The organism is bacterium (assembly GCA_024742285.1).
Classification (GTDB): Bacteria; Myxococcota_A; UBA9160; order UBA9160; family UBA4427; genus UBA4427.
This window is the reverse complement of record JANSYR010000002.1, coordinates 575,467-601,690: the sequence shown is the minus strand read 5'-3', so window position 1 is coordinate 601,690 and position 26,224 is coordinate 575,467. Positions and strand designations below refer to the sequence as shown.

The 26,224-nt window shown below is 68.8% G+C and carries 26 protein-coding genes and 1 tRNA gene; 11 read left to right on the top strand and 16 right to left on the bottom strand.

What is annotated here, in order from left to right; translation table 11 throughout:
- Nucleotides 1–137: 137 nt before the first annotated feature.
- Complete coding sequence (locus NXI30_06510; protein ID MCR9093847.1) at nucleotides 138–1,127, bottom strand: peptidylprolyl isomerase; 990 nt, start codon at nucleotides 1,125–1,127, stop codon at nucleotides 138–140.
- A gap of 67 nt (nucleotides 1,128–1,194) precedes the next feature.
- On the opposite strand from NXI30_06510, the gene NXI30_06505 reads away from it, so the two are divergent.
- Both NXI30_06505 and NXI30_06500 read left to right on the top strand, forming a co-directional pair.
- Nucleotides 1,195–1,644 carry a nuclear transport factor 2 family protein gene (locus tag NXI30_06505; protein ID MCR9093846.1) on the top strand — a complete coding sequence of 150 codons (450 nt, stop codon included), beginning with the start codon at nucleotides 1,195–1,197 and terminating at the stop codon, nucleotides 1,642–1,644.
- Nucleotides 1,645–1,754: 110 nt separating this feature from the next.
- Nucleotides 1,755–3,752 (top strand): pyrroloquinoline quinone-dependent dehydrogenase, encoded by a 1,998-nt coding sequence (locus NXI30_06500; GenBank protein ID MCR9093845.1) that lies wholly within the window; start codon nucleotides 1,755–1,757, stop codon nucleotides 3,750–3,752.
- A 43-nt stretch (nucleotides 3,753–3,795) separates the two neighbouring features.
- On the opposite strand, the gene NXI30_06495 is transcribed toward NXI30_06500, so the two are convergent.
- Nucleotides 3,796–4,347 (bottom strand): hypothetical protein, encoded by a 552-nt coding sequence (locus NXI30_06495; GenBank protein MCR9093844.1) that lies wholly within the window; start codon nucleotides 4,345–4,347, stop codon nucleotides 3,796–3,798.
- A gap of 32 nt (nucleotides 4,348–4,379) precedes the next feature.
- Entirely contained in the window at nucleotides 4,380–5,495 is a 1,116-nt protein-coding gene (locus NXI30_06490) for a phosphotransferase family protein (protein MCR9093843.1), read from the bottom strand.
- Between the two features lie 146 nt (nucleotides 5,496–5,641).
- Between NXI30_06490 and NXI30_06485 the strand changes: the two genes are divergently transcribed.
- Nucleotides 5,642–6,589 (top strand): hypothetical protein, encoded by a 948-nt coding sequence (locus tag NXI30_06485; protein ID MCR9093842.1) that lies wholly within the window; start codon nucleotides 5,642–5,644, stop codon nucleotides 6,587–6,589.
- Nucleotides 6,590–6,659: 70 nt separating this feature from the next.
- Here the strand turns inward: NXI30_06485 and NXI30_06480 are convergent, their stop codons facing one another.
- Nucleotides 6,660–6,980, bottom strand: a complete 321-nt coding sequence (locus NXI30_06480) for a hypothetical protein (GenBank protein MCR9093841.1) — start codon at nucleotides 6,978–6,980, stop codon at nucleotides 6,660–6,662.
- Between the two features lie 220 nt (nucleotides 6,981–7,200).
- On the opposite strand from NXI30_06480, the gene NXI30_06475 reads away from it, so the two are divergent.
- On the top strand, nucleotides 7,201–8,433 hold the full coding sequence (locus NXI30_06475) for an alpha/beta hydrolase (protein MCR9093840.1): 1,233 nt from the start codon (nucleotides 7,201–7,203) through the stop codon (nucleotides 8,431–8,433).
- 32 nt (nucleotides 8,434–8,465) lie between these two features.
- On the opposite strand, the gene NXI30_06470 is transcribed toward NXI30_06475, so the two are convergent.
- The gene (locus NXI30_06470; GenBank protein MCR9093839.1) at nucleotides 8,466–9,518 is read right to left on the bottom strand and encodes a dihydrodipicolinate reductase; all 1,053 of its coding nucleotides are present in this window, start codon (nucleotides 9,516–9,518) and stop codon (nucleotides 8,466–8,468) included.
- Between the two features lie 105 nt (nucleotides 9,519–9,623).
- Between NXI30_06470 and NXI30_06465 the strand changes: the two genes are divergently transcribed.
- Nucleotides 9,624–10,382 carry an SDR family oxidoreductase gene (locus tag NXI30_06465; GenBank protein ID MCR9093838.1) on the top strand — a complete coding sequence of 253 codons (759 nt, stop codon included), beginning with the start codon at nucleotides 9,624–9,626 and terminating at the stop codon, nucleotides 10,380–10,382.
- An 8-nt stretch (nucleotides 10,383–10,390) separates the two neighbouring features.
- On the opposite strand, the gene NXI30_06460 is transcribed toward NXI30_06465, so the two are convergent.
- The 3 genes from NXI30_06460 to NXI30_06450 are packed head-to-tail and all read right to left on the bottom strand — an operon-like array spanning nucleotide 10,391 to nucleotide 11,912.
- The gene (locus NXI30_06460; protein ID MCR9093837.1) at nucleotides 10,391–10,858 is read right to left on the bottom strand and encodes a VOC family protein; all 468 of its coding nucleotides are present in this window, start codon (nucleotides 10,856–10,858) and stop codon (nucleotides 10,391–10,393) included.
- Complete coding sequence (locus tag NXI30_06455; GenBank protein ID MCR9093836.1) at nucleotides 10,855–11,361, bottom strand: nitroreductase family deazaflavin-dependent oxidoreductase; 507 nt, start codon at nucleotides 11,359–11,361, stop codon at nucleotides 10,855–10,857. Before NXI30_06455 ends, NXI30_06460 begins: the two co-directional genes overlap by 4 nt.
- Nucleotides 11,362–11,414: 53 nt before the next feature.
- On the bottom strand, nucleotides 11,415–11,912 hold the full coding sequence (locus tag NXI30_06450) for a helix-turn-helix transcriptional regulator (protein ID MCR9093835.1): 498 nt from the start codon (nucleotides 11,910–11,912) through the stop codon (nucleotides 11,415–11,417).
- Between the two features lie 93 nt (nucleotides 11,913–12,005).
- On the opposite strand from NXI30_06450, the gene NXI30_06445 reads away from it, so the two are divergent.
- Both NXI30_06445 and NXI30_06440 read left to right on the top strand, forming a co-directional pair.
- On the top strand, nucleotides 12,006–14,279 hold the full coding sequence (locus tag NXI30_06445) for a molybdopterin-dependent oxidoreductase (protein ID MCR9093834.1): 2,274 nt from the start codon (nucleotides 12,006–12,008) through the stop codon (nucleotides 14,277–14,279).
- A 104-nt stretch (nucleotides 14,280–14,383) separates the two neighbouring features.
- Nucleotides 14,384–14,812 (top strand): hypothetical protein, encoded by a 429-nt coding sequence (locus NXI30_06440; protein ID MCR9093833.1) that lies wholly within the window; start codon nucleotides 14,384–14,386, stop codon nucleotides 14,810–14,812.
- An 87-nt stretch (nucleotides 14,813–14,899) separates the two neighbouring features.
- On the opposite strand, the gene NXI30_06435 is transcribed toward NXI30_06440, so the two are convergent.
- The 3 genes from NXI30_06435 to NXI30_06425 all read right to left on the bottom strand — a co-directional run bounded on the left by NXI30_06435 (nucleotide 14,900) and on the right by NXI30_06425 (nucleotide 18,723).
- On the bottom strand, nucleotides 14,900–16,051 hold the full coding sequence (locus NXI30_06435; GenBank protein ID MCR9093832.1) for a metallophosphoesterase: 1,152 nt from the start codon (nucleotides 16,049–16,051) through the stop codon (nucleotides 14,900–14,902).
- Between the two features lie 62 nt (nucleotides 16,052–16,113).
- The gene (locus NXI30_06430; GenBank protein MCR9093831.1) at nucleotides 16,114–17,778 is read right to left on the bottom strand and encodes an FAD-binding protein; all 1,665 of its coding nucleotides are present in this window, start codon (nucleotides 17,776–17,778) and stop codon (nucleotides 16,114–16,116) included.
- Nucleotides 17,779–17,850: 72 nt separating this feature from the next.
- Nucleotides 17,851–18,723, bottom strand: a complete 873-nt coding sequence (locus NXI30_06425) for a LysR family transcriptional regulator (GenBank protein MCR9093830.1) — start codon at nucleotides 18,721–18,723, stop codon at nucleotides 17,851–17,853.
- 263 nt (nucleotides 18,724–18,986) lie between these two features.
- Here NXI30_06425 and NXI30_06420 point away from each other — a divergent pair, with 263 nt between their 5' ends.
- The 3 genes from NXI30_06420 (at nucleotide 18,987) to NXI30_06410 (ending at nucleotide 22,022) form a co-directional block, all read left to right on the top strand.
- Entirely contained in the window at nucleotides 18,987–19,931 is a 945-nt protein-coding gene (locus NXI30_06420) for a MaoC family dehydratase (protein ID MCR9093829.1), read from the top strand.
- 91 nt (nucleotides 19,932–20,022) lie between these two features.
- Nucleotides 20,023–20,826 carry an SDR family oxidoreductase gene (locus NXI30_06415; protein MCR9093828.1) on the top strand — a complete coding sequence of 268 codons (804 nt, stop codon included), beginning with the start codon at nucleotides 20,023–20,025 and terminating at the stop codon, nucleotides 20,824–20,826.
- Nucleotides 20,826–22,022, top strand: coding sequence for an aminotransferase class I/II-fold pyridoxal phosphate-dependent enzyme (locus NXI30_06410; protein ID MCR9093827.1), 1,197 nt, complete (start codon nucleotides 20,826–20,828; stop codon nucleotides 22,020–22,022). Before NXI30_06415 ends, NXI30_06410 begins: the two co-directional genes overlap by 1 nt.
- 28 nt (nucleotides 22,023–22,050) lie before the next feature.
- On the opposite strand, the gene NXI30_06405 is transcribed toward NXI30_06410, so the two are convergent.
- The 3 genes from NXI30_06405 to NXI30_06395 all read right to left on the bottom strand — a co-directional run bounded on the left by NXI30_06405 (nucleotide 22,051) and on the right by NXI30_06395 (nucleotide 24,090).
- The gene (locus NXI30_06405; protein ID MCR9093826.1) at nucleotides 22,051–22,890 is read right to left on the bottom strand and encodes a TauD/TfdA family dioxygenase; all 840 of its coding nucleotides are present in this window, start codon (nucleotides 22,888–22,890) and stop codon (nucleotides 22,051–22,053) included.
- Nucleotides 22,891–23,151: 261 nt separating this feature from the next.
- Entirely contained in the window at nucleotides 23,152–23,478 is a 327-nt protein-coding gene (locus NXI30_06400; GenBank protein MCR9093825.1) for an alkylphosphonate utilization protein, read from the bottom strand.
- 48 nt (nucleotides 23,479–23,526) lie between these two features.
- Nucleotides 23,527–24,090, bottom strand: a complete 564-nt coding sequence (locus NXI30_06395; protein MCR9093824.1) for a hypothetical protein — start codon at nucleotides 24,088–24,090, stop codon at nucleotides 23,527–23,529.
- Between the two features lie 136 nt (nucleotides 24,091–24,226).
- On the opposite strand from NXI30_06395, the gene NXI30_06390 reads away from it, so the two are divergent.
- Nucleotides 24,227–24,616: a MerR family transcriptional regulator gene (locus NXI30_06390; protein MCR9093823.1), complete on the top strand. Its 390-nt coding sequence runs from the start codon at nucleotides 24,227–24,229 to the stop codon at nucleotides 24,614–24,616.
- Nucleotides 24,617–24,775: 159 nt separating this feature from the next.
- On the opposite strand, the gene NXI30_06385 is transcribed toward NXI30_06390, so the two are convergent.
- Both NXI30_06385 and NXI30_06380 read right to left on the bottom strand, forming a co-directional pair.
- Nucleotides 24,776–24,852, bottom strand: a tRNA-Met gene (locus NXI30_06385).
- A gap of 100 nt (nucleotides 24,853–24,952) precedes the next feature.
- Nucleotides 24,953–26,152, bottom strand: a complete 1,200-nt coding sequence (locus tag NXI30_06380) for an acyl-CoA dehydrogenase family protein (GenBank protein ID MCR9093822.1) — start codon at nucleotides 26,150–26,152, stop codon at nucleotides 24,953–24,955.
- Nucleotides 26,153–26,224 lie beyond the last annotated feature (72 nt).

Sequence of the window (26,224 nt, the reverse complement as noted above, 5' to 3'; positions counted from 1 at the left end):
GAAGCCGCGTCTTCGGCGTCAGCTTCGCGTTAGGATGGAGTTGCACCTGAGATCTCCCTTCGGTGGAGGTGGTTGGTCTGCAACCCCATTTCCTCCGAAGGAATCTCAGGTGTCAACAAGCCCTTTGGGCCCCAGAACTAGCCGGCGGCGGGCTCGCGGCTCATCGGCCCCTCGCTCGCGGGATCGTCCTCGAGGATCCGGACCTCGACCTGGAGGCGCCGTGCGTCGATGTGCTCCCGCAGCACGCGGCGGGATTCCTGCTCGATCCAGTCCTCGAGGACGCGGGTGCGGATCTCGTCGAGGGCGGGGATCCGGGTCTCGACCCGGTCGTGGATCCAGACGAGGTGCTGACCGAAGGCGCTCTCGATCGGACCGAGCCAGGTTCGCAGGTCGGCGCCCGCGACCCCGGCGGCGAAGTCCGGGCCCAGCCGGGCGACGATCCGATTCGGGCTGGCGCCGCGCAGACGGTGGCCCGCAAGGAAGGGGTCGCCCAGGGCAATGGCCGCTTCCGCATCGAGCGCCTGGGCGCGCACCCGCTCGAGGAGGACCGTCGCATCGGCGCGGGTCGCGTCGCCGCGCCGGTCGCGCGACAGGTAGACGTGAGAGAGCTCAACCAACGGAGGCTCGCGCCAGCGTTCCGCGGTCTGCTCGTAGTGGGCGAGGAGCGTCGCCTCGTCCGGCGGCTGGGCGCGAACGCCGGCGCGCAGAATGGCCTGGACGCGATCGATGAGGCGGCGTTGGACGACGGTGTCGCTGCGGTCCATGCCGAGTTCGATGGCTCGGGCGAGGAGGTCGGCTTCGCTCGCCTCGCTCTCGCCGCTCTCGCCCTCGAGGAAGCGCATGTTGAGGAGCAGGCGTTGGCGAACGACCGAGTCCACCTCGTGGAGCCCGATCGAGAAGGCCTGCTGGAGCCAGAGGGCCTCGTCGACGACCTGCCGCTCGATCGACCGCGCTTCTTCGGCGCTGGGCGCGCGTCCCATCTGCTGGCGGTAGACGTCGATCCGTTCCTCGATCGCGCTCCGCTGGACCTCGACGATCGGGATCTCCGGAACGTCCGAGCCGATCGACTGGAACGCATAGAAGAGCCCGCCGAGCAGCAGGAAATGGAGCAGGGGCGCGCGAAGCAAGGCAGTCCTCTCGTCGAAGTCGTCCGCGGTCCTCTTTCCGCGGAGGGGGGGAGGCTATCGTACTCCCATGCCCGAAAGCTCATCCGGAATCGCCGCGCCCCATCCGAATCTCGCGCTCATCGACCGCTATTTCGAAGCCGTCGCGAGCGGGGATCCGGAGATCGGGGCGCTCTTCACCGAGGACGTGGTGTGGCGCACGCCGCCGAGCTCGCCGATGCCCGGCCCCTGGGTGGGAAAGGCCGCCGTGCTCGAGGGGATGGGCGGCGGTGTGGACCTGTACGAGGCGGGCTCCCTCGACATCCAGCCGACCGCGCGAGCCGCATCCGACGACCACGTCTTCGTGGAATTGACGATGACCGCGACGACGGCGAAGGGCGCACCCTACGAGAATCACTACGTCTTCGTGTTCTCCATCCGGGACGGCCTGATCGCGGAGGTGCACGAGCACCTCGACACGCACTACGCCCAGCGCCGGCTCTTCGATCCGGTCGGACAGCCGTCTCCCCTCGACGGATAGCGCGGCGGCGTCCCCATCCCCGTCCCCGACGCGGTGCGAGTAGCGCAGGGAGTCGACCGGTCTAGACTGCCGTCCCGCCCGCCTGACCAGGGCGACCACAGGAAGGTTCCATGCTGCGACTCCGCTTCGTCCCGCTCCTCGTCCCGTGCCTGATCCTCGCGATCGTCGGGTGCAGCGACTCCGGATCGAACGTCCGAAACGAGAGCGACGTCGTCGCCGGCTGGGGAAGCTACGGCGGGGATCCCGGCGGGCGGCGTCATTCGCCCCTCGACCAGATCACGCCGGACAACGTCTCGGAGCTCGAGGTCGCGTGGACGTACAACCACGGCGACGTGCTCTCGGGCGCGCTCGGCGAAGTCGGCGCCCACGGCACGCCCGCCTCGACGACGTTCCAGAACACACCGATCCTCGTCGACGACACGCTCTACATCTGCTCGCCCTTCAACAAGGTGATCGCCCTCGACGCCGAGACCGGAACGGAGCGATGGAAATACGATCCCGAGGTCAGCCTCGAGGGGCAGTACCTGCTGAACTGTCGCGGGGTGAGCGCGTGGACCGATGCCCGCGCGGCGGCGGGCTCGCTCTGCTCGACGCGAATCTTCACCGGAACGATCGATGCGCGGCTGATCGCGCTCGACGCCGAGACCGGCGAGCCCTGTCCCGACTTCGGGGAGGGGGGAACGGTCGACCTCACCGAGGGCCTCGGCGAAGTCGGCCCCGGCGAGTATGGCGTGACGTCGCCCCCGGTCGTGCTCGGGGATCGGATCGTGACGGGATCGATGGTGCTCGACAACCGGCGCGTCGACGCGCCGAGCGGCGTCGTGCGGGCCTATTCGGCGCGGACGGGCAAGCGTCTCTGGGCCTGGAACGCACTCGTGCCGGGTGAAGTCACGACCCAGGACGGTGAGTATCGCCGAGGCACGTCGAACGCGTGGTCCGCGCTGTCGGCGGATCCCGTCCGCAACCTCGTCTACGTGCCGACCGGGAACACGAGCCCCGACTACTATGGCGGCCATCGCGACGGGCTCGACTACTACTCGAGCTCGATCATCGCCCTCGACGGCGACTCCGGCGAGGTCGTCTGGAACTTCCAGACGGTTCACCACGACGTCTGGGACTACGACATCGGCGCCCAGCCCGTCCTCTTCGACTTTCCGAGCGAGGCCGGAACGCGACCCGGCGTGATCGCGGCGACGAAGATGGGTCATCTCTTCTTCCTCGATCGCGCGACCGGCGAGCCGCTCCTGCCGGTCGAGGAGCGCCGCGTACCGCGTCGGGGCGTCCCGGAGGAGACGGACCTCTCGCTGACCCAGCCCTTTCCCGTCAAGCCCCCGCCGCTGCATCCGGCGGAGCTTCGTCCCGAGGACGCTTTCGGCTTCACGCCCTGGGAGAAATCGGCCTGCCGCGAGATCATCGAGTCCGCCCGGTCCGAGGGCATCTTCACGCCGCCGAGCACCCAGGGCACGATCCAATATCCCGGGATGGTCGGGGGCCTCAACTGGGGCGCGCTCTCCGTCGACCAGGGACGCGGCCTGCTGGTCGTGAACACCCAGCGGATCGCCACCTACATCCGGATGGTGCCGCGGGCCGAGTACGACGCGATGGTCGAGGCGAACGACGGCGAGGAGCCGGCCTTCGGCTTCGAGCCGCAGAGCGGAACGCCCTACGCGCTGGAGCGCTACCCGCTGCTGTCGCCCATGCTCGGCGCGCCCTGCAACCCGCCGCCGTGGGGCACGCTCGTCGGCGTGGACCTCGCGACCGGCGACATCCGCTGGGAGGTGCCGCTCGGCAACGCCCGCGACCTCGCACCGTGGCCCGTCTGGTGGTTCCTCGGCGACATCGGCGTTCCGAACCTGGGCGGCCCGATCACGACGGCGAGCGGCCTCACGTTCATCGGCGCGACGACCGACGCGTACGTGCGTGCCTTCGCGACGGAGACCGGAGACGAACTCTGGCGGGCGAGGCTGCCCGCGAGCGCGCAGGCCACGCCGATGACCTACCGACTGGGACCGGACGACAAACAGTTCGTCGTGATCGCCGCCGGTGGACACATGCTCCTGGGCACCAAGGCGGGTGATGCCCTCGTGGCCTACGCCCTGCCGGACTGAGGGCCGCTCACAGGACGCAGTGCCCTGCCGGACTGACGGCCGCTCACAGGACGCAGTAGCGCGAGCGGCGGATGCCGTCCTTGAGTCGGCGACAGTCGAAGGCGAGCTCGCAGACCAGGGGCGTGACATCGCCGGTGACGGTGTTCTCGAGGAGCATCTGCGTCCCGAAGTTCTGGGCGAGCGTTCCGATGCCGCCACGCGGCCCCTGCATCTGGCCCGTTTCCCGCTGCGCCGCGTATCGGACTCGGTAGTCGAACCCCCGGAGCGCCTCGAGCTCGAGCGTGCACTCCCCGAAGTGGTAGACGTTCTGGAGCATCTCGTTCACGGTCCGTAGATTCCGACGCACGCGATAGCGGATCTCGTAGCGACCCGGCGCGAGGACGAGCTGGGTCGCCTCCATCTCCGTCCCGTCCACCTCGAGGAACTCGATCGCGTTGCCGGCGACGACCTCGACCTCGTGACCGCTCCGAACGGAGCCGTCCGCGGGTCGCAGGTCGACCTGCCGGGCGAACGGCGATTCGCAGGCGAGCGCCAGCGCCGCGACGAAGAGGGCCGTCGCAACGAAGGAGTCCGTCGACCGGATCGGGATGGGCATCGTCGGCGAAGCTCCGTGTCGAGAGGGCACGCCTAGCGTAGCCCCCCCTCGTCGAGCAGCTGCGCCAGGGCCGTCGCCGCCGGATTGTTCAGCCAGATCGTGTGGTCCGCCGGGATCTGTCCACGGTCGACCATCCGGTTCATCACGCGAACCACGATCGCGGCGTATCGAACGCCGCCGAAGACCTCGTAGTAGAACGTATCCGGCACCGGCCCCCCGGCCAGCTCGGCGTAGAGCGCTCGCGCTTCCTGCCGCGTCGGCTCCCCCTCCGGCCGCTCGTTGCCGATCGCTTCGTGCATCGTCCGATCGAAGAGCATCCACCAGCCCACGTCGATCTCCTTGGGGGCGACGGCGATGTTCTCGAAGTCGGTGATCGCCAGGACCTCGTTGTCCCGGAAGATGATGTTGCCCGGGCGGGAGTCGCCCCAGGAGAGCGCCGACGGGAGCTCCGTGGGCAGGTTCTTGCGGAGCCACTCGACTCCGATCTCGAAGTCCTCGTGGACGCGATCTCCCAGCTCCCGCCGGCCGTACTCCTCCCAGATGTCGAGCTGGCGCTCGACGGTCGGCTCATGGCCGGGCGCGACCAGCCAGTCGAAGCCCGCCGCCTTCCAGTCGATCGTGTGGAAGTCGACCATCTGTCGCATGGCCCGGCGATAGATCCTTCGCCGCTCTTCGGGCGTCGCCTCGAAGAAGAAGCCCGCCTGCGTGTAGGCCGGATCCTCGGTCATGACGTCGCCGCCCGTGAACTCCATCACGAAGAAGGGCTGACCGAGGACGGCCGGATCGGGCTCGTAGCCGATCGGCTTCGCGAGGGGCACCTTTCCGGTCTTCTCGAGGAGCTCCATCGAGCGGTACTGGATCTCGATCTCGACATCGAGACCGGGCGCCTGCTGGGGGTAGATCGCGGGCTCGGGATTCTCGATCCGCAGGCAGACCTTGTCGTCGACCCGCTGCCCCGCTCGCGTGTAGGAGAGGGGCACGAAGACCGTCTTCGCGGAGTAGCCGGACTTCGGCACCTCGAACGTGCCGACCTCGAGATCGGTCACGTCGCTCCAGCGCGACGCCAGCCAGTCGCGGAAGGGCGCGCGCAGCACCTCGTCGTCGCTCGTGTGGCCGAGGGGGTTCGCGTTCGCGATGTCGTCGCTCATTCCTGATGTCTCCGCGTGTGTCGGCGGGCGGAGGGGCCCGGTGGAGGCGAATTCTGACATAGGCGAGACGCTTCCGGGAGACGATTCGAGACGGCGTGCAGGGCCTGTCCTACCCTCGCTCGGCCCGGATCGACGAGGAGGGCCGGATGGCGGCCGCGACGCTCAACTACCTGGATGGCTCGATTCCGAGCTCGCTTCGACGGAACGGAAAGCTCCGCCTGCGCCGCAATCTCGACGGGAGCGATTCGGGCTTCGAAGGCGTCGTCCTCGACAAGCGGCGGGTCGAGCTGATCGACGGCCGCGAGGCGGGCTGCACGCTCGCACGGCACGGTTTCGAGCTCCGTGACCGCCCGCTCGCCGATCCCGACTTCGACTTCCTCTCCACCGCGCCCGTGATCCACGCCTACTACGAGGATTGCACGGCGCTCGTTCGCGAGGCGACGGGCGCGGGGCGCGCCTTCGCATTCGACCACAACGTCCGGTCGGCCGCGGGCAAGGCGTCCCAGGACCGGATCGAAGGGGGCCAGGAGGTCCAGGGGCCCGCACGGATCGTGCACGGGGACTACACGCTCACGAGCGCACCCGATCGATTGCGCCAGCTCGCTTCGCCCCCCGGCGCGAACGACACCTACCGACCGCTCCTCGGCGCGGACGAGACGCTGATCCCCGAAGCGGACGCCGAACGCGCGATCGCGGAAGGGCGCTACGCCTTCATCAACGTCTGGCGGAACATCGACGACGCACCGGTCGAGTCCGACCCGCTCGTCCTGTGCGCGGCGGACTCGGTCACGCCCCCGGATCTGGCGGTGTTCGAGCTCCACTACAGCGATCGGATCGGCGAGAACTACTTCTCGAAGTGGGCGCCGCGCCATGCCTGGTTCACGTTCCCCGGACTCGAGCGCGACGAAGCGCTCCTGATCAAACAGTGGGACTCGGCGGGACCGCTCGCGCGCAGTGGCGGGGCGACCGGGGACGCAGAGGAGCCCGGCGCGCCGAGCACCTTCAGCTTTCACACGGCGTACTTCGACCCGGAAACCATGGCTGGCGCCCGGCCGCGGTGGTCGATCGAGGTGCGGTGCGTCGCACTCTACTGAGCGTGCGTGATCTCGGGCAGCGCCTGTCGCGCAGCTCTCCGTCGTGTTCGAGATATCGGTTGGCGTCAAACTAGGATTCGAGATCGTCCTTCAGGTTCTTGAGCCACATCGCGGAGAGCTTGAGCTCGCGATTCATCACAGCGTGGTGACCGCACTCGAGGCATCGGTTCTCCAGAGTGAAGAGCTGGAGCGGACATGGGGCGTCGGGGATTGGCGTGCCCCAGCAGCCACAGGCGTCACACGACCAGCATCGGACGACACCGTGGGTGCAACGCTCTCCCCGGATCTCTTCCGGACACTGCAGATACGCGACGGGGTGAGGACTCGCTCTGCGGACGATCGCCACGGTTCGTTCGTCGTCTCGGTACTCGTCGGGATATCGGCGGCTCACCGCCGACGTCGTAGCGAAAGACGGGCCCATGCGCTGGATACGAACCGGGGCACGATCTGGACTCCAGGGCCGGCGTCAGTTTGCCCGGAGCCGCTTTGGAGCATCTCGAGAGGAGCGAATTCCGCTCACGCGAAGGGGGATTGCCTCCCGATTCGAGAGTAGACTCTTCACGGTCTCCGGAGCGCGGATATCGGTCCGGAACCTCGCCAGGGAGCATTCGATGACCATTTCCGACGTCTTTCTGGTCCTGTCGATCCTGGGCCTCGTGCTGAGCCTGGCCGTGTATCCGCGGGTGCGGATCGCAGGGGGCCTGCTCGTACCGACCTTCGTCGTCGGATGGCTTCGCGGAGAGCTGGCCCTCTGGACACTCGTAATCGAGGCCGCCGTCACCGCGATCTTCGTCTCCTACGGCGCGCTCGAGGCGCCGACGGGGCAGGTCGGACTCGTCCTCACCCTCGCGTCCTGGGGCCTGCTCCTGGCCGCGCATCGCCGGAGCATCGAGGCGGGCAAGACCTTCGCGGCCGCGCTCGCCCCCGAAGGCCTCGCCGTCGACCGCGGCGTGTCGGCCTTCCACGGATTCCCGAACCCTTTCCGTTTCGGCCACCCGGACGTGAAGCGCATCTACGACGTCGAGTACGGCGAATCCCTCCCGGGCGACAAGGGCGGGAGGAACCTGCTCGATCTCGTCGTCCCGAAGGCGGCGAGCCGTGGGGACCGGCGTCCGGTGCTCCTCCAGGTGCACGGCGGCGCCTGGATCATCGGCGACAAGCGGGAGCAGGGCCGGCCCCTCATGCGGGAGATGGCGTCGCGGGGCTGGGTCTGCGTCGCGATCAACTACCGGCTGAGTCCGAAGGCCACGATGCCGGATCACATCGTCGACGTGAAGCGGGCGATCGCCTGGATCCGCGAGCACATCGCCGACTACGGCGGCGACCCGGACTTCGTCTGCATCACGGGCGGCTCCGCCGGGGGCCATCTCTCTTCCCTCGCGGCGCTGACGGCGAACGACCCGCGCTTCCAGCTCGGATTCGAGAGCGTCGACACGCGGATCGAGGCGGCGGTCCCGTTCTACGGCGTGTTCGATTTCCTCGACCGCGCCGACGATCGCAAGCTCGGCAAGATGGCCGAGGCGATCGGGCCGATGGTCTTCAAGTGCACGCCCGAGGAGAACCCCGAGCTCTGGGACTCGGTTTCCCCCGTCGTCCGCGTCCATGCGGAGGCGCCGCCCTTCTTCGTGATCCAGGGCTCCCATGACAGCCTGGTCATGGCCGAAGAGGCGGTGACCTTCGTGGGCGCCCTGCGCGAGAAGAGCAACGCACCGGTCCTCTTCGCAGAGCTCGAAGGTGCCCAGCACGCGTTCGAGATCTTCCACTCGCCGCGAACCGAGCACGCCGTGCTCGCCGTGGCAGCCTTCCTCGAGAAGGTGCGCGGAGAATCGCAGGACGCGGCCTAGCGCCGATCGGGCCTTCGCTCTCCGAGCCGGCCTCAGCGCGCGACGAGCCCCGCGCTGGTCAGCAGGGGGAGGTCCGCGTAGCCGCGGATGCCCGCCGTGACGCCCTTGCAGAGATGCGGGATCGCATTGATCGCCGGCATCGCCGTGACGATCATGCCGAGCTGCATGAAGTCCTCGAAGCTCTTCGCTTCGAAGCCCTTGGGCGGCCGGATCTCGAGCTTCGTGCGGACTTCGGGCTGACCGTCCACACGGACCAGGTAGCCGTGCTCGAGGGGCCAGTCCGGCTCCATGTGCTGGCCCATCTTCCAGAGCACGCGCAGCTCGATCACCGAGCGATCGCCCACGAGACCGTGCCAGCTCGCCTTCACGCCGGCGACGCAGCCCTCGTCGATCCGCATGAAGCCGAGATCGTGGTCCTGCGTCGCGACGGCGAAGTCCGATTCGCAGCGCACCTCGTCGAGATCGACTTCGAGGGCGTCGGCCATCATGTGGACGCCGTCGCCGAAGACCGCCGTTCCCTTCTCGACCATGTCGTGCAACCCCGGGTGGTCGATCGGGTGGCCGAAGCCGACGCTCTGCTGGGTCTCGGCGGAGGCGTAGCCGGTGGCGTCGACGGACTCGGTGACGGTGATCTTGTCGACGCGGTCGCAGATCCCGGCGGAGACAAGGCCGAGCAGGTTCGCGAAGCCGGGGTTCATGCCGGAGCCGAAGATCGCCGACCGGCCCTTCTCGCAGGCGCGGGCGATGCGTTCGCGCGCGCCTTCTCCGAGGCCGTGCCCGGTGATGAAGGCGGCGGTGGTCGCGACGTGGATCCCGTTCTCGAGGAGTCGACACATCAGATCGACGTCGGGCCAGAGCGGGTTGTAGGACACGCAGTCCGGCGCGAGCGTCAGCAGCGCGTCGACGTCGTTGGTCGCGAGAACGCCGAGGGGCTCGATCCCGGCGAGGGTCCCCGCGTCCTGACCGACCTTGTCCTCGCCCCAGGCGTAGCAACCCACGAGCTCGAGCTCGGGATGGGCCGCGATGGCGCGGACGGACCTCCGTCCGACGTTCCCGGTCGTCCACTGCACGACGCGATAGGGCATGGTTCGTCTCCTTTGGGATCTCGACGGTCGAGTCTAAGCCCGCTCGCGCGTCCAGGAAACTCGGCGTCGCGGCGCGCGCAGAGCGGTCTGGCTACCGTGCGCGCCATGGACATTCGACTCGACGGCAAGGTCGCGATCGTCACCGGCGGCTCGCGAGGCATCGGCAGGAGCATCGCCCAGGTCTTCGCGGACTCGGGCGCGCAGGTGATGATCACGTCGCGCTCCGCAGACAGCTGCAAGGAGGCCGCCGAGGCGATCGGCGAGGGTGCCGCCTACGAAGCCGGGCACATCGGTCGCGACGAGGACGCGGATCGCGTCGTCCAGGCGACCCTCGACCGCTTCGGGCGAATCGACGTGCTCGTGAACAACGCGGCCACGAATCCGTACGCCGGGCCGACGATCGACGCGCCGCGCGCCGCGTGGGACAAGACCTTCGAGACGAACCTGACGGCGCCGATGTTCTGGACCCAGCGGGTCTGGAACGCCTGGATGAAGGAGCACGGAGGCGCCGTCGTGAACATCGCGAGCGTGGGCGGCCTCGCGACGAATCCGATCCTCGGTGTCTACGACATCACGAAGGCGGCGATGATCCACATGACGAAGCAGCTCGCGGCGGAGCTCGCACCCCAGGTGCGCGTCAACTGCCTCGCGCCGGGCCTCGTCAAGACGGACTTCGCGCGCGTCCTCTGGGAGAAGGGGCGTGGCGAGAAGGTCGCGAAGAACTACCCGCTCCATCGCCTCGGCGAGCCCGAGGACGTGGCGGGCGCATGCCTCTTCCTCGCGGCGGAGACCGGGCGCTGGATCACCGGCCAGACCTGGGTGCTCGACGGCGGCGGGCTGATCAAATTCAACGACGCGGGGTGAGCCCGTTCTCAGTCGGGGCGCGTCGGGTCGCTTTCGACCTGCACGAGCTCGAGTCGGACGCCGTCCGGATCCGTCACGTAGCAGAGGTCGGATCCGAACTCCTCGTTCTGGATCCGGGAGCCCTCGATCAGGGCGCCGCCGTGGGCCTCGACCCGAGCGATCGCCGCGTCGAGATCGTCGACCCGGAACGCGAAGTGGGTCAGCCCGAGCTGATTCATCGGTCGCGCCTTCGCTTCGCCGACGGTGCCGGGGCGCGGGTAGGAGAGCAGCTCGATGCGGAAGCCCTCGCGATCGAGATAGACCGCGTCGAGATGCATGTCCGAGGGCAGGTCGAGCATCGTCGCCGTCGGCTCGCCCGCGACGGTGAGGTCGCCGCTCTCGCGGAAGCCGAGGCCGTCGCGGTAGAAGCGGATCGACCGCTCGAGATCGGCGACACAGATCCCGATGTGCATCATGTAGTGAATACCGGTCGTCATGCCGGGGCCTCCAGGTGGGTACCGTCCTTGGCGACGAGCACGAAGACCGGAATCTCCCGGTGCTCGGCCGCGCGCTCCTGATACGCAAGGTAGACCGGGGAGCGTTCCGCGATCGTCTTCCAGAGCGGCGCTCTCGCGGCGCCCTCGAGCAGGGTCACGTCGACCGGGATCTCGCGGCGCGCGTACCAGATCCGTGCCTCGGGATGGGCCTTCAGGTTCTGCGCCCAATGAGGATCCGTCGGCATCCCCCCGCGCGAGCCGACGACGGCGATCGCGCCGGGAGCGAATGCGTGGGCATCGAAGTGGGGCAGCACCACCGTCCGGTCCCGGCCCGTCTTTCGCCCACGTGTGGTCAGCAGGATCGGCGGGTTGTAGTCCACGCCCTCGGACCAGGCGAAGACCCAGGAGACCGGACTCTCGCCCGTGAATCGCACGGCCCAACGGTCGACGGCGGCACCGAAGGGGGTGACGGCGAGGCGAACGGCGAGCTGTGAGAACTTCATGGGGCTCCTGGCCTCTTCGGGTGTATCTCGGTCTTCGGGAATCGGCGGCCCGCTCAGGTCCCCGATGGGCTTCGCGGCCGGAACATGCGCCGCGTCGCTTCGTCGGCGCCCGGGCCCGCTTCGCCGCGCAGGTCTCGCCGCGAGAGCGCGCGACCGTCGACGCCGCGGACCGCCAGCGGCTCCGGACGCACGCCCGTGGCGCGTTCGCGAACGATGTAGGGCTCGTGCCCTTCGCCGAAGATCCAGGCGTCGCCCCATTCGCGAAGGGCCGTCAGGACCGGGAGGAGGGCCTCGCCCTTGGGCGTGAGGGCGTATTCGAAGCGCTCGCCGTGGACGCCCTCGTCGACGCGCTCGAGGATTCCGTGCTCGACGAGGTCCCGGAGCCGGGCAGTCAGGACGTTCTTCGAGATTCCGAGATGGCGCTCGAAATCGGCGAACCGACGCACGCCGAAGAAGGCGTCGCGAATGATCAGCATCGTCCAACCGTCGCCCAGCGGGTCGACGGCGCGCGCGATCGAGCAGTTGACGTCTTCGAAGGAGGTTCGGGGCACGACTCCGAGTCTAGCGCGGGCCCTCCGAATATGGTTGCTCGAGAGAACCAGATTTCCCACCCTGTCGATTAGCAACCGAACCGGAGGATCCCGATGGCCGCTTCACCCGACGTCCAGAAACCCGCCGCACCGGAGTGGAAGCCGACGGCGTGCATCCTCTGCGAGTGCAACTGCGGCCTCGAGGTGCAGCTCGGCGGTGAGGACGGCCGCCATCTCGTCAAGGTCCGCGGCGACAAGGCGCACCCCGCCTCCGAAGGCTACGCCTGCGAGAAGCCCTCGCGCCTCGACTTCTACCAGAACGACGAGAGCCGGATCACGAAGCCGCTGCGTCGTCGCGAGGACGGCGCCTTCGAAGAGGTCGACTGGGAGACGGCGATCCGCGAGGTCGCCGCACGCTTCGCGGCGATCCGCGACGAGCACGGAGGCGACAAGATCCTGTACTACGGCGGCGGCGGGCAGGGCAACCACCTGCCGGGGGGCTACTCGCGATCCACCCGCGCGGCGCTCGGGATCCAGTACAGCTCGAACGCGCTGGCTCAGGAGAAGACCGGCGAGGCCTTCGTCCTCGGCAAGATGCTCGGAACGCTCTCCCGCGCGGACTTCGAACACTGCGAGGTCGGCGTCTTCATCGGGAAGAACCCCTGGTTCTCGCATAGTCTGCCGCGCGCCCGAGTGACCCTGCGCGAGCTCGCGAAGGATCCGAAGCGCACGATGATCGTGATCGATCCGCGGCGGACGGAGACGGCGGATCTCGCCGACATCCACCTGCAGGTGAAGCCGGCCGGAGACGCCTGGCTGCTCGCCGCGATCTTCGCGGTGATCGTCCAGGAAGGCCTCCTGGCCAAGGACTTCATCGCGGCCCACGGCGAGAACCTCGACCAGGTGCTCCCGCACTTCGAGGCGCTTCCGATCGGACAGTACTGCGAGGAGGCGGGATGCCCCGAGGCGCAGGTGCGCGAGGCAGCACGGGTGATCGCGAACGCCAGCAGCGTCGCGATGTTCGAGGACCTGGGCGTCCAGATGAACCGCAACTCGACGCTCGTCAGCTATCTCCACTACCTGATCGCGTTCGCAACCGGGAACTACGGCCGCAAGGGCTCGAAGTACCCGGTGAGCTCGCTCCAGCAGATCCTGCAGGCGGGACCGGACAAGGGAGAGACCGCGCCGGTCACCGGGACGAAGATCATTAACGGGCTCGTCGCCTGCAATCGGATTCCGGACGAGATCCTCACGGATCATCCGGATCGGCTGCGCGGCGCGTTCGTCGAAGCGGCGAACCCGGTCCACTCGCTGGCCGACTCACGGCGGATGCGCGAGGCCTTCGAGGCGCTCGAGTTCGTCGTCGTGGTGGACGTCGCGATGTCGGAGACGGCGCAGCTCGCGGACTACGTCCTGCCGGTCGCGACCCAGTTCGAGAAGGCGGAGGCGACGTTCTTCAACTTCGAGTTCCCGAGGAACTACTTCCACCTGCGCACGGCCCTGATGGACCCGCCGGAGGGGCTCTTCTCGGAGCCGGAGCTCCATGCGCGGCTGGCCGAGGCGCTCGGGACGCTGAAACAGGAGAACGTCGACGCGCTGGCCGCGGCGTGGGAAGAAGGGCGCGACGCCTTCCGGAACAAGTTCTTCGAGCTGGTCGGTTCGGACCCGGGCTTCATGGGGAGCGCACCGGCCGCGCTCTACCGCGCGATCGGCGACAAGCTGCCGAAGGGCCGTGCCGAAGGGGCCGCGCTCTGGGCGATCGCGCAGATCGCCTCGATGAAGATTCCGGACTCGATCCGTCGGGCGGGGATCGACGGCCCGAATCTCGGGGACGCGCTCTTCGATGCGATCATCGAAGCGGAGCACGGCGTGGTCTTCGCCGTCGACGAGTGGGAAGACAGCCTGAGCAAGATCGGCCGCGAGGGCGGGAAGATCGACTTCGCGGTCCCGGAGCTCTTCGCGGAGCTCGACGGGCTCGCGACGGCGACGCGCATGCCGATCGATCCGGACTTCCCGATGGTCCTGTCCGCCGGGGAACGACGTTCGTTCACGGCGAATACCATCGTGCGCAACCCGGCCTGGCGGAAGAAGGGCATGGAAGGGGCCCTCACGATCAGCGAGGCGGACGCCGAGCGGCTCGGTCTGACCGACGGAGCACGAGCGCGACTGTCGACGAAGCGAGGCTCGGCGGAGGTCTCCGTCGAGGTGTCCGACCGCATGCAGGCAGGGCACTGCTCGCTCCCGAACGGAACCGGCCTGACCCACTCGGGAGCGGACGGCATCCGCGGTGGCATCGCGCCGAACGAGCTGACCGCGAGCGAGGACTGCGACGATCTCGCCGGCACGCCCTGGCACAAGAGCACGGCGGCGCGCGTCGAAGCTCTCTAGACTGGGGGCGCTGTGAATTCGAGGGGCCGGCCCTGCATCCGCAGGCGCCGGCCCTTCGTCGTTCGGGCCCGGTCCTCGTCCGGGCTCGCGAGAGGAAGATCGTCATGCCGACCCGTGAAGAACTCGCCACCTGGGCGAAGAACTACGCTGAACTCTGGAACGCCGGGGACAAGGAAGCCTGGACTGCGAACTGGAGGAAGCTCTGCTACGGCGACTTCAAGATGTGGGACCCCGTCGGCACGCCCCCGAAATTCGACTTCGAAGGCTGCTGCCTCGAGCCCTACGACCTCTTTCAGCCGTCGCTGCAGATGTACATCGATCCCGAGACGCTCTTCGTCAACGGCAACGAGGTCAGCTTCGTCATGGCCAACACCTTCACGAAGGATGGCAAGAGCCAGGTCATGAAGTCGATCGAGAACTACCGCTTCGGGGACGACGGCAGCTGCGAGATCCGGACCTGGTACGACGTCCCGAGCGCGGACGATCCGATCTCGGGTCATCTCTTCGCGGAGTACCTCCCCGACGACACCTGAGTCCTCGCCAGCACCTGAGCGCGGGGAGCGATCGGCTTCGGTGCCGCGGCTCCTCGCGCTCCGCCGGCGTCACGCGGACGATCCCACCTAGGGAAGCGCGTACTCGTAGACCGGGGTGTCGACCGAGACCATGGGCTCCACGATACGGACGACGGTTCCGTCCTGCCCCGCCTCGGTTCGGCCGAAGTCGACGACGACGAAGCCCTCGGCGGCGTGGGCGAAGATCGTCTCCTCGATGTTCGTGACCGTCGAGACCCGGTCGCGTGCGCCGGCGCCGCTCACCACGTAGAGGCCGGCGACGTCCTCGCTCTCGAGCAGCTGGAGGTTGTGGTCGTGTCCGGCGGCGTAGATCGCCGGCGGGTGCGCCCGCATCACGGCCTGTGCCTGCGCGATCCAATCGGCGTAGTCGGTCTCGTAGGTGTTGAGGAGACCGCCCATCATCCATCCGAGCGGGGTCACGATCATGTCGGCCACGAATCCGTAGGTGAGTCCGCCGTGCGGGCCGCCGGTCAGCATCGGGTAGTGGGAAGCCAGGATCACGTGATCCTCGGCGTGCCGCTCGAGCATCTCCGCCAGTCCCGCCAGATGAAGCGCCTTCGGGTCGTCTCCCACTCCCTCCGGCAATGGGCAGTACTCGCGGATGCGCTCCATGATCCAGGGCGTCGGATCGAGGGCGATGAAGACGACCGCGGGCGTCTCGTCCGTGCCATCGAGCAGGACCCGCGTGGTCGGGCCCATACAGCCGTCCCTGGGGATGAACTCGGCGCTGCCGTCCGGCCAGCCGTCGACGAAGCCCTGCTGGTTCTCGATCGACTTCATGTTGTAGTCCCGAGGGAGCAGCCCCCAGTCGTGATTGCCGGGGATCACGATCTTGCGGACTGCGGTCGCGGCGAGCTGCTGGCCGAGGATCTTCTCTCCGCGGGCGCGATCCTCGTCGGTCAGGCCCTCGTTGTAGATGTTGTCCCCGAGAAAGACGACCGAGGCGGAGTCCACTCCGGTCGCCCAGGCGTCGAGGGCCGCGAGCGTCGGATCGTCTTCCAGGAAATAACCGGCGTCGCCGATCAGCACGACCCGATGGGCGACTTCGAGCGCGGGCACGCCCTCGGCCGCGGGCGCGTCGTCCGCGAGCCAGGCGGGTCCTTCGGCATCGTGGATCGGCCCGGAGAGTCGATGGGCACAGCCCGAGGCAGCCAGCACGAGGGCAAGCGCGAGGAGGAGTCGAAGGAATCGAGCGGGCATGGGTTCCTTTCGAGCGCAGCGGGGCCGCACCGGAGCCAGGGAGGCGGAATCGGGACGGCGTGCTAGGCGGAGGTCTCCGCGGCGCCGAGCGCACGTCCGGCGAGAAAGGCGAAGGTCATCGCAGGTCCGATCGTCCCGCCGCCGCCGCCGTAGCTCGTCCCCGGGCTCCCGACGCCGGCGTTGTTGCCGGAGGCGTAGAGGCCGGGGATCACCTCACCGAAGGGATCGAGGACCTGGGCGTTCGCGTTGACACGCGCGCCGCCACAGGTGCCGAGGTCGGCGGCCGCGACCTGCGCTCCGTAGAAGGGGGCCTGCTCGAGGGGCGCCAGGGTGATCGCCTTGTCCGGCTGGCCGTAGCGGTCGTAGCTGCTCTCGCCGCGATGGAAATCGGGGTCGCGCAGGTCGCGCGCGAAGGCGTTGAAGCGCGCGACCGTGCGCGAGAGACCCGCCGGGTCGATGCCGAGCTTCTCGGCCAGCTCCGCGAGCGAGGGCGCGCTCTCGACCCAATCCGGGAGTGGCTGATCCGCGGGCAGGCCGGCGATCGTGCCCCGCTCCCGAGCGGCCCCGTCGAAGAGCAGGAAGGCGGGCAGGTTCCGGTAGCCGAGCTCGCCCCAGTTCTCCCACGTGTGGTAGCTGCGCCAGGTCGTGTCGTAGTCGGCGGCCTCGTTGTGGAAGCGCTCGCCGCGTGAATTCACGACGATCGAGCCCGCCGCGCGCTTCTCGATCTCGGCGTTCAGGCTGGCGCCCATGCGATGCTCGGCGAGGGGCTCGGCCTCTCCGACGTAGACGGTGATGCCCCAGACCTCGTTCATGTTTCGGAGGTCCGCGCCGATCGCTTGCGCCATCCGGATGCCGTCGCCCTCGTTGCCGGAGGCACCCAGGGTGTACGACGTCGGGCCGCGCAGGTAGTGCCGCTTCATCTCCGGATCCCATTCGAATCCGCCGGCGGCGAGGTGGACGCCGCGGCGCGCGCGCACGCGGAAGGGCTTGCCCTCGCGCTCCGCCTCGACGCCGACCACGCGGGACCGTCCGTCGGCGTCCGGCGCGACGACGAGTCGTCGCACGGGCGTCTCCGTCAGGATCTCTCCCCCGGCGGCCTCGAAGCCCTGCCGGAAGCCCTCGATCAGCTCGGGACCGAGGAGTCCCTGGCGTTCCACGACGGGCTCGACGCTCCGGCCCTTCTGCACGGCACCGGGCCATTCCGGATGGTAGTCGGCGTTGTCCCCCATGATCGTGGAGACCCGGAAGGTGAGCGGCGTATTGTCTTCGACGAAGCGCAGCATCTCCGGCGCACCGTCGACGAAGGCTTCGAGGAGCTCGTCGTCGGCCTGCTGCATCGCCAGGCGGTTGCAATAGAGCAGCGCGTTCTCGCGGCTGTCCTCGATGCCTTCGCGCGACATGCAGTGGTTGTTCGGCACCCAGGCCACGCCACCCGAGTGGCCGGTACTGCCGCCCACGACCAGCCGCTTCTCGAGGGCGAGGACCGACGCGCCCGCGGCGGCCGCGGCCAGACCGCCGACGAGTCCGGTGCCGGTCCCGACGAGCACGACGTCGACCTCGCGATCCCAGGCCGGTTCCGAGTCGGTTTCGTCGGGCGCGCAGGCGAGGGCGCTCGCGCCGAGGGCGAGGCCGGAGGCGGTGGCGCCGAGGAAGCCCCGACGCGAGAGGCCTCCTTCTTCGGTGTCGTCGGCAGCCGGACGGTCCGGTCGCGGGTCGTGCTTCGCCATCGGTTCCTCCTCCTCGAACTACGGGCGGAGGATCAGCTTACTGGAAGCGCGCTGCGTCGGCCGGGGACGTGCTCAGCCCGGCTGGGGATGGAGGGTGGCGCTCAGCTCGAGGAAGCGCGCGACCCGGGGCAGGTCGGAGAGGACCTCCGGGACCGAGAGGCGGAGAGTCGCCGTGCCGGCGATCGACTCGGTGAAGAGCGGCTTGAGGCTCGGGTCGTCCAGGCTCGGCATCGCGGGCAGCACGCCGAGGACGTCGCCGTCCGAGACCGCCCGCTGGATCGCACGGGGATCGTCGCTCACCAGGATCGGCGCGATCGGCAGGGGTCGACCCTCACGGAGCCGAAGCTCCTCCGGCGCCTGCTCCGGGCCGCGCCAGACGGCGAGGCGATGGGACGGGAGCTGATCGAGGGACGCCGGCGGGCGACGACGCTGCAAGTACACGTCGCTCGCGACGAGTCGGATCGGGTACTCGCCCACGATCATGGACCGGCATCCGGCCGGGGGCTCGCCGGAGAAGCCCAGGGCGATCTCGGCTCGACCGGGGAGAAGCGCTTCCGGCCTCTCCGCATGGATGAACTCGAGACCGAGCTTGGGGTGGGCCTGCTGGAGCGAGTGACAGATCTCGTCCCAGCCTGGCGGCGCCGGCGCGAAGGGCAGCGCGATCTTGAGGATTCCCGTCGGTTCCTCGCCCACTTCGCGCACGTGCGAGATCAGCTGTCGGGCATCTTCGAGCAGCGCGCGTCCGCGCCTCGCCAGCGCGACGCCCGCCGGCGTCAGGACGAGGCCGCTCTGCTCCCGCGAGACCAGGGCCGTGCCGGCGTCGGCCTCCAGCTGGTCGAGCTTGCGTCGCACGCGGGAGCGGGACGTCGCGAGGCGATTCGCGGCGCCGAGGAAGGTACGCTCCTCGGCGAGCACCAGGAAGATTCGGAGCTGCTCGAAGTCCATACGGAATTCCTTCGAGTCGAGAACGCCTGGAGCTAAAATACCGTCAGGTGCCCGTCGGCGTCCACCGTATTGTGTCACTCGCATCGGACGCGGAATCGCTGGGGGTTCAACCCGGTCGCATCCCGCGGGATCGAAGCCCTTGCGGGGCGAGTACGAAACAGCACAGGTGTCGCACGTTAGGCGGAGGCGCCGTCGATCCGGAGTGACTCGTGTCGCACGCGGCGGTGGGATCCGAGGGCGCCCGAGGGACTTCGAGGAAAGACATGAGCGAACCGAGCGAAGCCTTCGGGCACCGGACCGTGACCGACGCGTCGATTCTGCGCTTCGGGAGCCTGACCGGCGACTACGCGCAGATGCACTTCGACCTGGACTTCGGCCCCGCGCAGGGCATGGGCGGGACCATCGCCCACGGACTCCTCACCGCGTCCTGGAGTCTCGGTGCGTTGGCGCAGCACGCGCCGGAGCGCCTCGCGATCGGCGACGGCGACGCGTACGTCGCAGGCTTTCGCGTACGCTTCGGGAAGATGGTGTACATCGGCGACCTCTTTTCGCTCCGTTGGCACGAGGCGGACGCGCCGGCCACCGAGGGGCTGGAGGGCGGGGACCGGCTCGACACGGCATTCGAGGTGGTGAATCAGCACGGGGAGGTCTCGACCTCCGGGTCCGTCAGCGTCGCCCGAGGCAGAACGAGTCTGCCTCCGGCGCCCGCGCCCCTCGAGATCGCACCCTGGTCGAAGGACGCAGTGCCGCTCCCCATCCACGCCGACGACATGGTCGAGTACGGACCACGCGGTGAGAGCCTCGGGCGGACGGTCACCGAAGCGGATCTCGTCGCCTGGACGGGCTTCACGGGGGAGCTGAATCCCGCGTACTTGAACGAGCCCTTCTCGCAGGCGGGGCGATTCCGGGCGCGGGTGGCGCCGCCGATGTGGACCTTCTGCCTGGGGTTCGGCGACTACCTGCGCGATCTCCTGTCGGTCTCGATGCCGTCGACGGGATTCGCGGGGCACCTCGGGGATCGGTGGCGCTTTCTCGCCCCGGTCTTCGTCGGGGACACGCTGCGGACGCGCCATCGGCCCGTGTCGTTCAAGCCGTCTTCCAGCCGACCCGGGATGGGGATCGTCGAGTTCGCGATCGAGCTCGTGAACCAGCACGACGAGATCGTGCAGGACGGGCGCGTCGTCATGATGATCGGCGCCCGCACGTAGCGCCGCGCCGCACGGCTCGCGTCTAGCCCGACCCGGTCAGTCCGATATCGTGTGCCTCCGCCGAGCAACGGCGAAGGAGGTCCTGGTTTCGATGCGACTGGAAGGAAGACGAGTCCTCGTCCTGGGCGCGAGCTCCGGGCTCGGAAAGGCTTCGGCGATCGAGTTGGCGCGGGAGGGCGCGCGCGTCTGCGTCGCGGCGCGGAGAACCGAGCGCCTCGCCGAGACTGTCGAAGAGACTGGACGGCGTGCCTTCGCCGTGGCGTGCGACGTGCGGGACGAAGCGTCCTGCAAGAGTGCTGTCGACGCCGCCGTGGCCGAGCTCGGTGGGCTCGACGGCGTGGTCTACGCGCCCGGGATCTCCACCTTCGGACCGATCGAAGGAATCACGGCAAAGGAGTGGCAGGACATCTTCGCGACCAACGTCTTCGGCCTCTCCCTCATCCTCAACGCGGCCATCGAGCACCTGAACGCCGCCCGCGGGCGCGTGGTCGTCATCTCGTCGATCACGATCGACGACTCCCCGCCGCGCCCCTTCCAGGCCACCTACGGCGTGAGCAAGATCGCCCTCGAGCGCCTGATCGAGGCGTGGCAGGGGGAGCACCACGCCGTGGGCTTCACCTCGATCGCCTGCGGCGACACGCTCTCGGAATTCGGCCACGCCAACGACATGGAGCGGATGATCCCGATCGTCCAGAAGTGGCAGAAGCTCGAGTATCTCTACGGGCGCATGATGGACCCGTCCTCGATCGCGGAGCAGGTCGTGAACGGCCTCGCGGCGCGTGAGACGATCCGACGGATCGCGATCACACCCGCCTATCCGGAAGCCGTCGACGACGAGAACCGCGCCGAGTCGGGCCTCGATGCGCTCGCGCTCAACCGCGAGAAAGGCTCCTGATGAAGCGGATCGACTATGCGGGGAGCGTCCACGACGAGGAGGAGATCGAGGCGGTCGTCTCGGTGCTTCGCGGCGGCGCGAGGGCGCTCCGGCTCGGGAGGCACACGCGCGAGATGGAGCGGCTCGTCGCCGAGGCCTTCGGCAAGCGCCGAGGGATCATGGTGAACTCGGGCTCGAGCGCGCTCTACCTGGCCGTAGAGCTGCTCGGGCTCGAGCCCGGCGACGAAGTGCTGACGGCGGCCCTCACGTTCTCGACGGACATCGCATCGATCCTGCGAACGAACCTCGTGCCGGTCCTGGTCGACGTGACCGAGGACACGTACCAGATCGACGTCGACCAGATCGAGAGCGCGATCGGACCCCGGACCAGGGCGATCCTGGCGCCGAACCTGATCGGCAACTGCCCGAACTGGGACGACATCCGCGCGATCGCCGACCGCCACGGGCTCCAGGTGATCGAGGACAGCTGCGACTGCCTGGGCGCCACCCTCGACGGGACGCCGACGGGCACGCGTTCCGACATCACCGTCACGAGCTTCGCGCTCTCCCACATCATCACCGCCGCCGGGACCGGCGGCATGGTCTGCCTCGACGACGACGCCCTCGTCGATCGCGCGCTCACGCTCCGCCGCTGGGGCCGCCGCTCCGAGCCCAAGTTCTTCGGCTCGCAGAAGGGCACCCGGACCTTCTTCAGCGACCTCGACGGTCTGGAGTACGACGACCTCTTCATCTTCGACGAGGTCGGGTGGAACTTCGAGCCGAGCGAGCTCTCGGCCGCCTTCGGCTGCGTGCAGATGAGGAAGCTCCCGGAGAACCTCGCCCGGCGCCAGCGCAACTATGAACTCCTGACCGAGATCCTCGCCAAGCGCCCCGACGTCTTCGTCCTGCCGCGCGTCACGCCCGGGATCGAGACCGCCTGGCACATGTTCCCGTTCCTGATTCGCCCGGATTCCGGCGTTCGCCGAGGCGAGTTCCAGAAACACATGGAGTCGAACGGGATCGACACGCGCATGGTCTGGAGCGGCAACGTCGCGCGGCAGCCCGCTTTCCGGGACAAGCCGCACCGGATCGCGCCCGGCGGCCTCGGGAACTGCGATCGCGTGATGGAGCAGGGGCTGATCCTGCCCTCGAATCACGGGATCGACGATGCGGGGATCGCCTACATGGGCGAGACGATCGAGGCGTTCTTCGCCTGAGCCGGGGCGCTCGCGCGCGAGGCGCTCGTCAGGCGCTGCCGACCGTCGTGCGGTGGAGCAACCGATCGTGGCCCTCGTAGCCGCCGGTGGCGGCGTGCAGGACGCTCCGGTTGTCCCACATCACGAGCATGTCCGGCGCCCATTCGTGGCGGTAGATCACGTCCTCGCGGGTCTGCCAGTCGTAGACTTCCTTGAGGAGCGGCAGCGCTTCGTCCTGGGACAGGCCTTCGATTCCGACGATGTAGCCGAGGGTGCTGAAGACGGCGGGGCGGCCGGTCTCGGGATGCTCGCGGACGAGGGGATGGACGAACTCGGCCAGGGCCTCGTCCGAGGGGCGGATGTCCATGCTCCGCGCCGCCTGATCGCCTTCGCCGTAGGTCCCCTCCTTCGAATAGGGGATCTTCGCGGAGTGGATCGCGCGGAGTCCGGCGATCCGCTCGCGGAGCGCCGCCGGCATGGCTTCGTAGGCGGCGTGCTGATTCGCGAAGAGGGTGTCGCCCCCGCTCGGTGGCGTCACGACGCTTCGCAGGACTGTGCCCTGGGGCGGTTTCTCCTGGAAGCTCCAGTCGGAGTGGAAGTTCTCGGCGAAGAGCGGCGAGGTCTCGTCGGCGTCGCGGCGGATCGCGGCGATGTGTTCGCGCCCCGGAATCGGCCCGAAGAAGGGATCGTGACCGAAGGGCCCGAAGTAGAGCGCGAAGCGCTCCAGGTCGTCGTCGTCGATCGGCTGATCGGGAAAGACGAGGACGTGATGCTCGAGCCAGGCGGCGCGCAGGGCCGCGACGGTCTCGTCGCCCTGGCGCTTGGTCAGGTCGAGGCCCGTGACGCGTGCGCCGCAGGCTTGTCCGGTCGATTCGATCGAGAGGGGCATGTCCGAAGGCTACCGGGGCTCGCAGCCCGGGCCCACGATCTCGCGATGGCCCGGAGTCCGGGCGCCTGTTCCATCCGAGTTGGGCCCGGACCATGCGCGCCGAGGAGAACGACCCGCTCACCGTTCCGCTCGACGTGGCGAAGACGCTCCCGAAGGACGCGCACTCCCTGCTGGGCTTCCGTTCGTGCGATCCGGAGTTCGAAACGCGGCTCGGCCGGGTGGCGCACGACGACGCGGGGCGGTCGTTCGAGGATCGGGCGCCTACGCCTTCTTCACCCACTTCGACCGGATCAGGACGCCCATCCCCTCCGGCGTCTTCGCATCGATGTCGTGATCCGCGTTCTGCGCCGGGTCGACGAGCCGGATCTTCTTGATCTTCGTTCCGGCCTTGAGGGTGCTCGAGCTGCCCTTGACCTTCAGGTCCTTCACGAGGGTCACGGCATCTCCGTCGGCGAGCGGATGTCCGTTCGCGTCGAGCACCACGCGCTCCCGCGACCACTCGTGGCCGCAGGTCGTGCACTCCCAGACGTCCTCCCTTTCGAGGAGGTCGTCCATCGAGCAGACGGGGCATGCGAGGCGATCGGGCATCATGCGCTCCAGACAGAGACAGGGAGAGCCCCTCCCTGCGTCGTCCGCTCAGCAGCGGGAGCGTACGGCTTGCCACCTCCACGCGGCGGCCGACCCGACCAGCGCCCCCAAAGCGATGGGGCCCGGCGCATCCAGTGAGGCGATCGGCGCGACCGCGGCGGCGCCGAAGATCGTGCCCGCCGCGAGCGGGAGGACGCAGCATACGAGAAAGCTGACGATTGCGCCGAAGCCGACGGCCTTCCCGATCCGAACGGAAGTCGCGTCCGACCGGCCCGTCGGGTCGAGCACCGCGAAGACCGACGCATCGGGATCGACGCCCCGGATCTCGAGGCGCAGGTGATCCGGACGGGAGGTCTCCCCGCGTTCGAACACGATGCCTGCGCAGCAGTCGCGCTCGAGCGAGATCAGGTGATCCAGCTTGGCGGCGAGTCCAGGCGCGTCACGCAGCTCGATGACGCGTCCCCTCGGCCGCCGTTCGGAAGCGGTGGCGTGGGGAAGAATCTCTCGCTGGATCCAGGCGAGTCGTTCGTCCAGGTCGCCAGAGGGCAGGCTGCAGACGGCGAGGGGATCGAGGCCCCCGTCCTCGGCGCGTCGCGTCGGTCCGGATTCCATGCGTCCTCCTCCTCGTTCGGGTGATCCCCGAGCGCAGCGAAGCATGCCACTTCAAGTACACTCGAAGTCAAGGTCCCGCGCGTCGGCCCCTTCCGAAACGAGCGCGATGGCGGACACGGGATGGGGAGAGTCCGGAATGCCGGTGCTGAGGATCGGCGAGGTCGAAAAGCGCAGCGGAATCGCCGCCTCCGCGATCCGCTACTACGAGAACGAAGGCCTGCTCCCTCCGCCCGAGCGACGCAGCGGGCGGCGCGTCTACGACGAGTCGATCCTCGCGCGGCTGAGCCTGATCGAGCTGGCGAAGCACGCCGGCTTCAGCATCGCCGAGATCGCACGGCTGGTGGCGGGATTCGGTCGGAGGACACCGCCCGGTGAGCTCTGGCGACGGCTCGCGAAGAGGAAGCTGACCGAGATCGAGGCCCGGATCGCGGAGGCCGAGCAGATGAAGGCGGTGCTGGAGACGGTGATCGCGTGTCGATGCCCGACCGTCGAAGACTGCGTCGAAGCGTTCGAGGCCCGTCCGTGAAGCGGAGTCCCGACCCTCCCGGAGAGCGGCGGGCACATCCGGTCGCCTGAACGCAGAAACGCCCGGAAGCGTGTCCACTTCCGGGCGTCTTGTCTTCGTCTGTCGAGACAGAATCCTCGTCTGCCGAAACAGATTCCTCGTCTGCCGAAACAGAAAAAGTGGTAGCGGGGGAGGGATTCGAACCCCCGACCTCCGGGTTATGAGCCCGACGAGCTACCTGGCTGCTCTACCCCGCAACAAATCCAGGCCCTACGAGAGGGGAGCGGGAGTCTATGGGGCTTCGCTGTTTTGTCAATCGCCGCGTAAGCGATCGCCGACAAAAGGGAATGTCGGGGCTCAGAGCATCGCCGGCTCACCCAGGCCGAGCCAGTACTGCGCGACGCGTTCCCAGCTCTCGTCGGAGGGGACGATGTGCTGGGCGCCGGTCTCGATGTCCCGGAGGCATCGCTGGAGCCGGTTGTTCCGGTAGACCGCCGAGGCCCCGGCTGCGCCGAAGGCGGTCCGCGCCGACTCGACCGCGGTCTCGTACGCGAAGGTCGTCGCGGCGGAGAGATTGGCCCGCTCGTCGGCGGTGACGCCGCTGTCTCGAGCGCCGGCTTCGGCCAGCTCCCTGAACCGGGTGAACGAGAGGTGTCGCGCCGCGTCCAGCCGCGTGCGCGCCCGCGCGTAGGCCTGCTGGAAGGCGCCCCGCTCGGCGAGCTTCGAGCGGCTCGCGAGGCGCTGCCGCCAACCGGCGTGCTCGGCGACCTCTTCGAGGGCACGGCGACCGACGCCCAGGGCGAAGCCCGTATGGGGCGCGTTCGCGACGGACAGGATCGGCAGGTCGTAGAGCGCCGGACCGCGCAGAGCGTCGGGGGAGCTCGCGATGAAGCTCGTCTCGTCCGGGAGCAGCTGGTCGTCCAGGTGGTAGTCGCAGCTGCCGGTGGCCTCGAGGCCCGAGACCTGCCAATTGTCGGTCACCCGGACGTCCTCGCGCGGGACGACGAAGGTCCGCATCCGCGGCATCGCGCCGTCCATCACCGGCTGGTCGTCCACGATCTCGAGGGTCGTGCAGACGACGAAGTCCGCGTGGAGGATCCCCGAGCCGAAGCGCATGTCCGCGGAAACGCGCCAGGCGTCCCCTTCGCGTACGGCGCGACCCTGCGGAGGAAAGCCGCCGGCCATCAGGATCCGCGTCGGATCCCCGTCGCCGTAGATGCGGTCGATGCCCGCGTCGGAGAGGCGCGAAGCGCAGATGCCGGTGATGATCCCGTTCATGCCGAAGCACCAGCCCGCCGAGCCGTCCTGGCGGGCCACCTCCTCGACGAGCGCGACGAGCGCCACGGGCGGGATCTCGTCCCCACCCAGCTCCCCGGGCAGGAACGCACGCAACAGCCGGGCCTCCCGAAACGACTCGACGACCTTCGGGGTGAGCGTACCCGCCGCTTCCGACGCTTCGGCCTCCGCTTCGATCAAGGGCGCCAGCGCGCGCGCGTCCGCCAGGGCGGATTCGAGTCGAGGATCGAGAGACCCCGGGGAGCGGTCGACGGGTACCATCCTCGGGAGCAAAGCGAACCGCCGGGTCGACGTCGAGTCGACGCGCGGGGCGCGCTCTCCCGGGGGATCGGC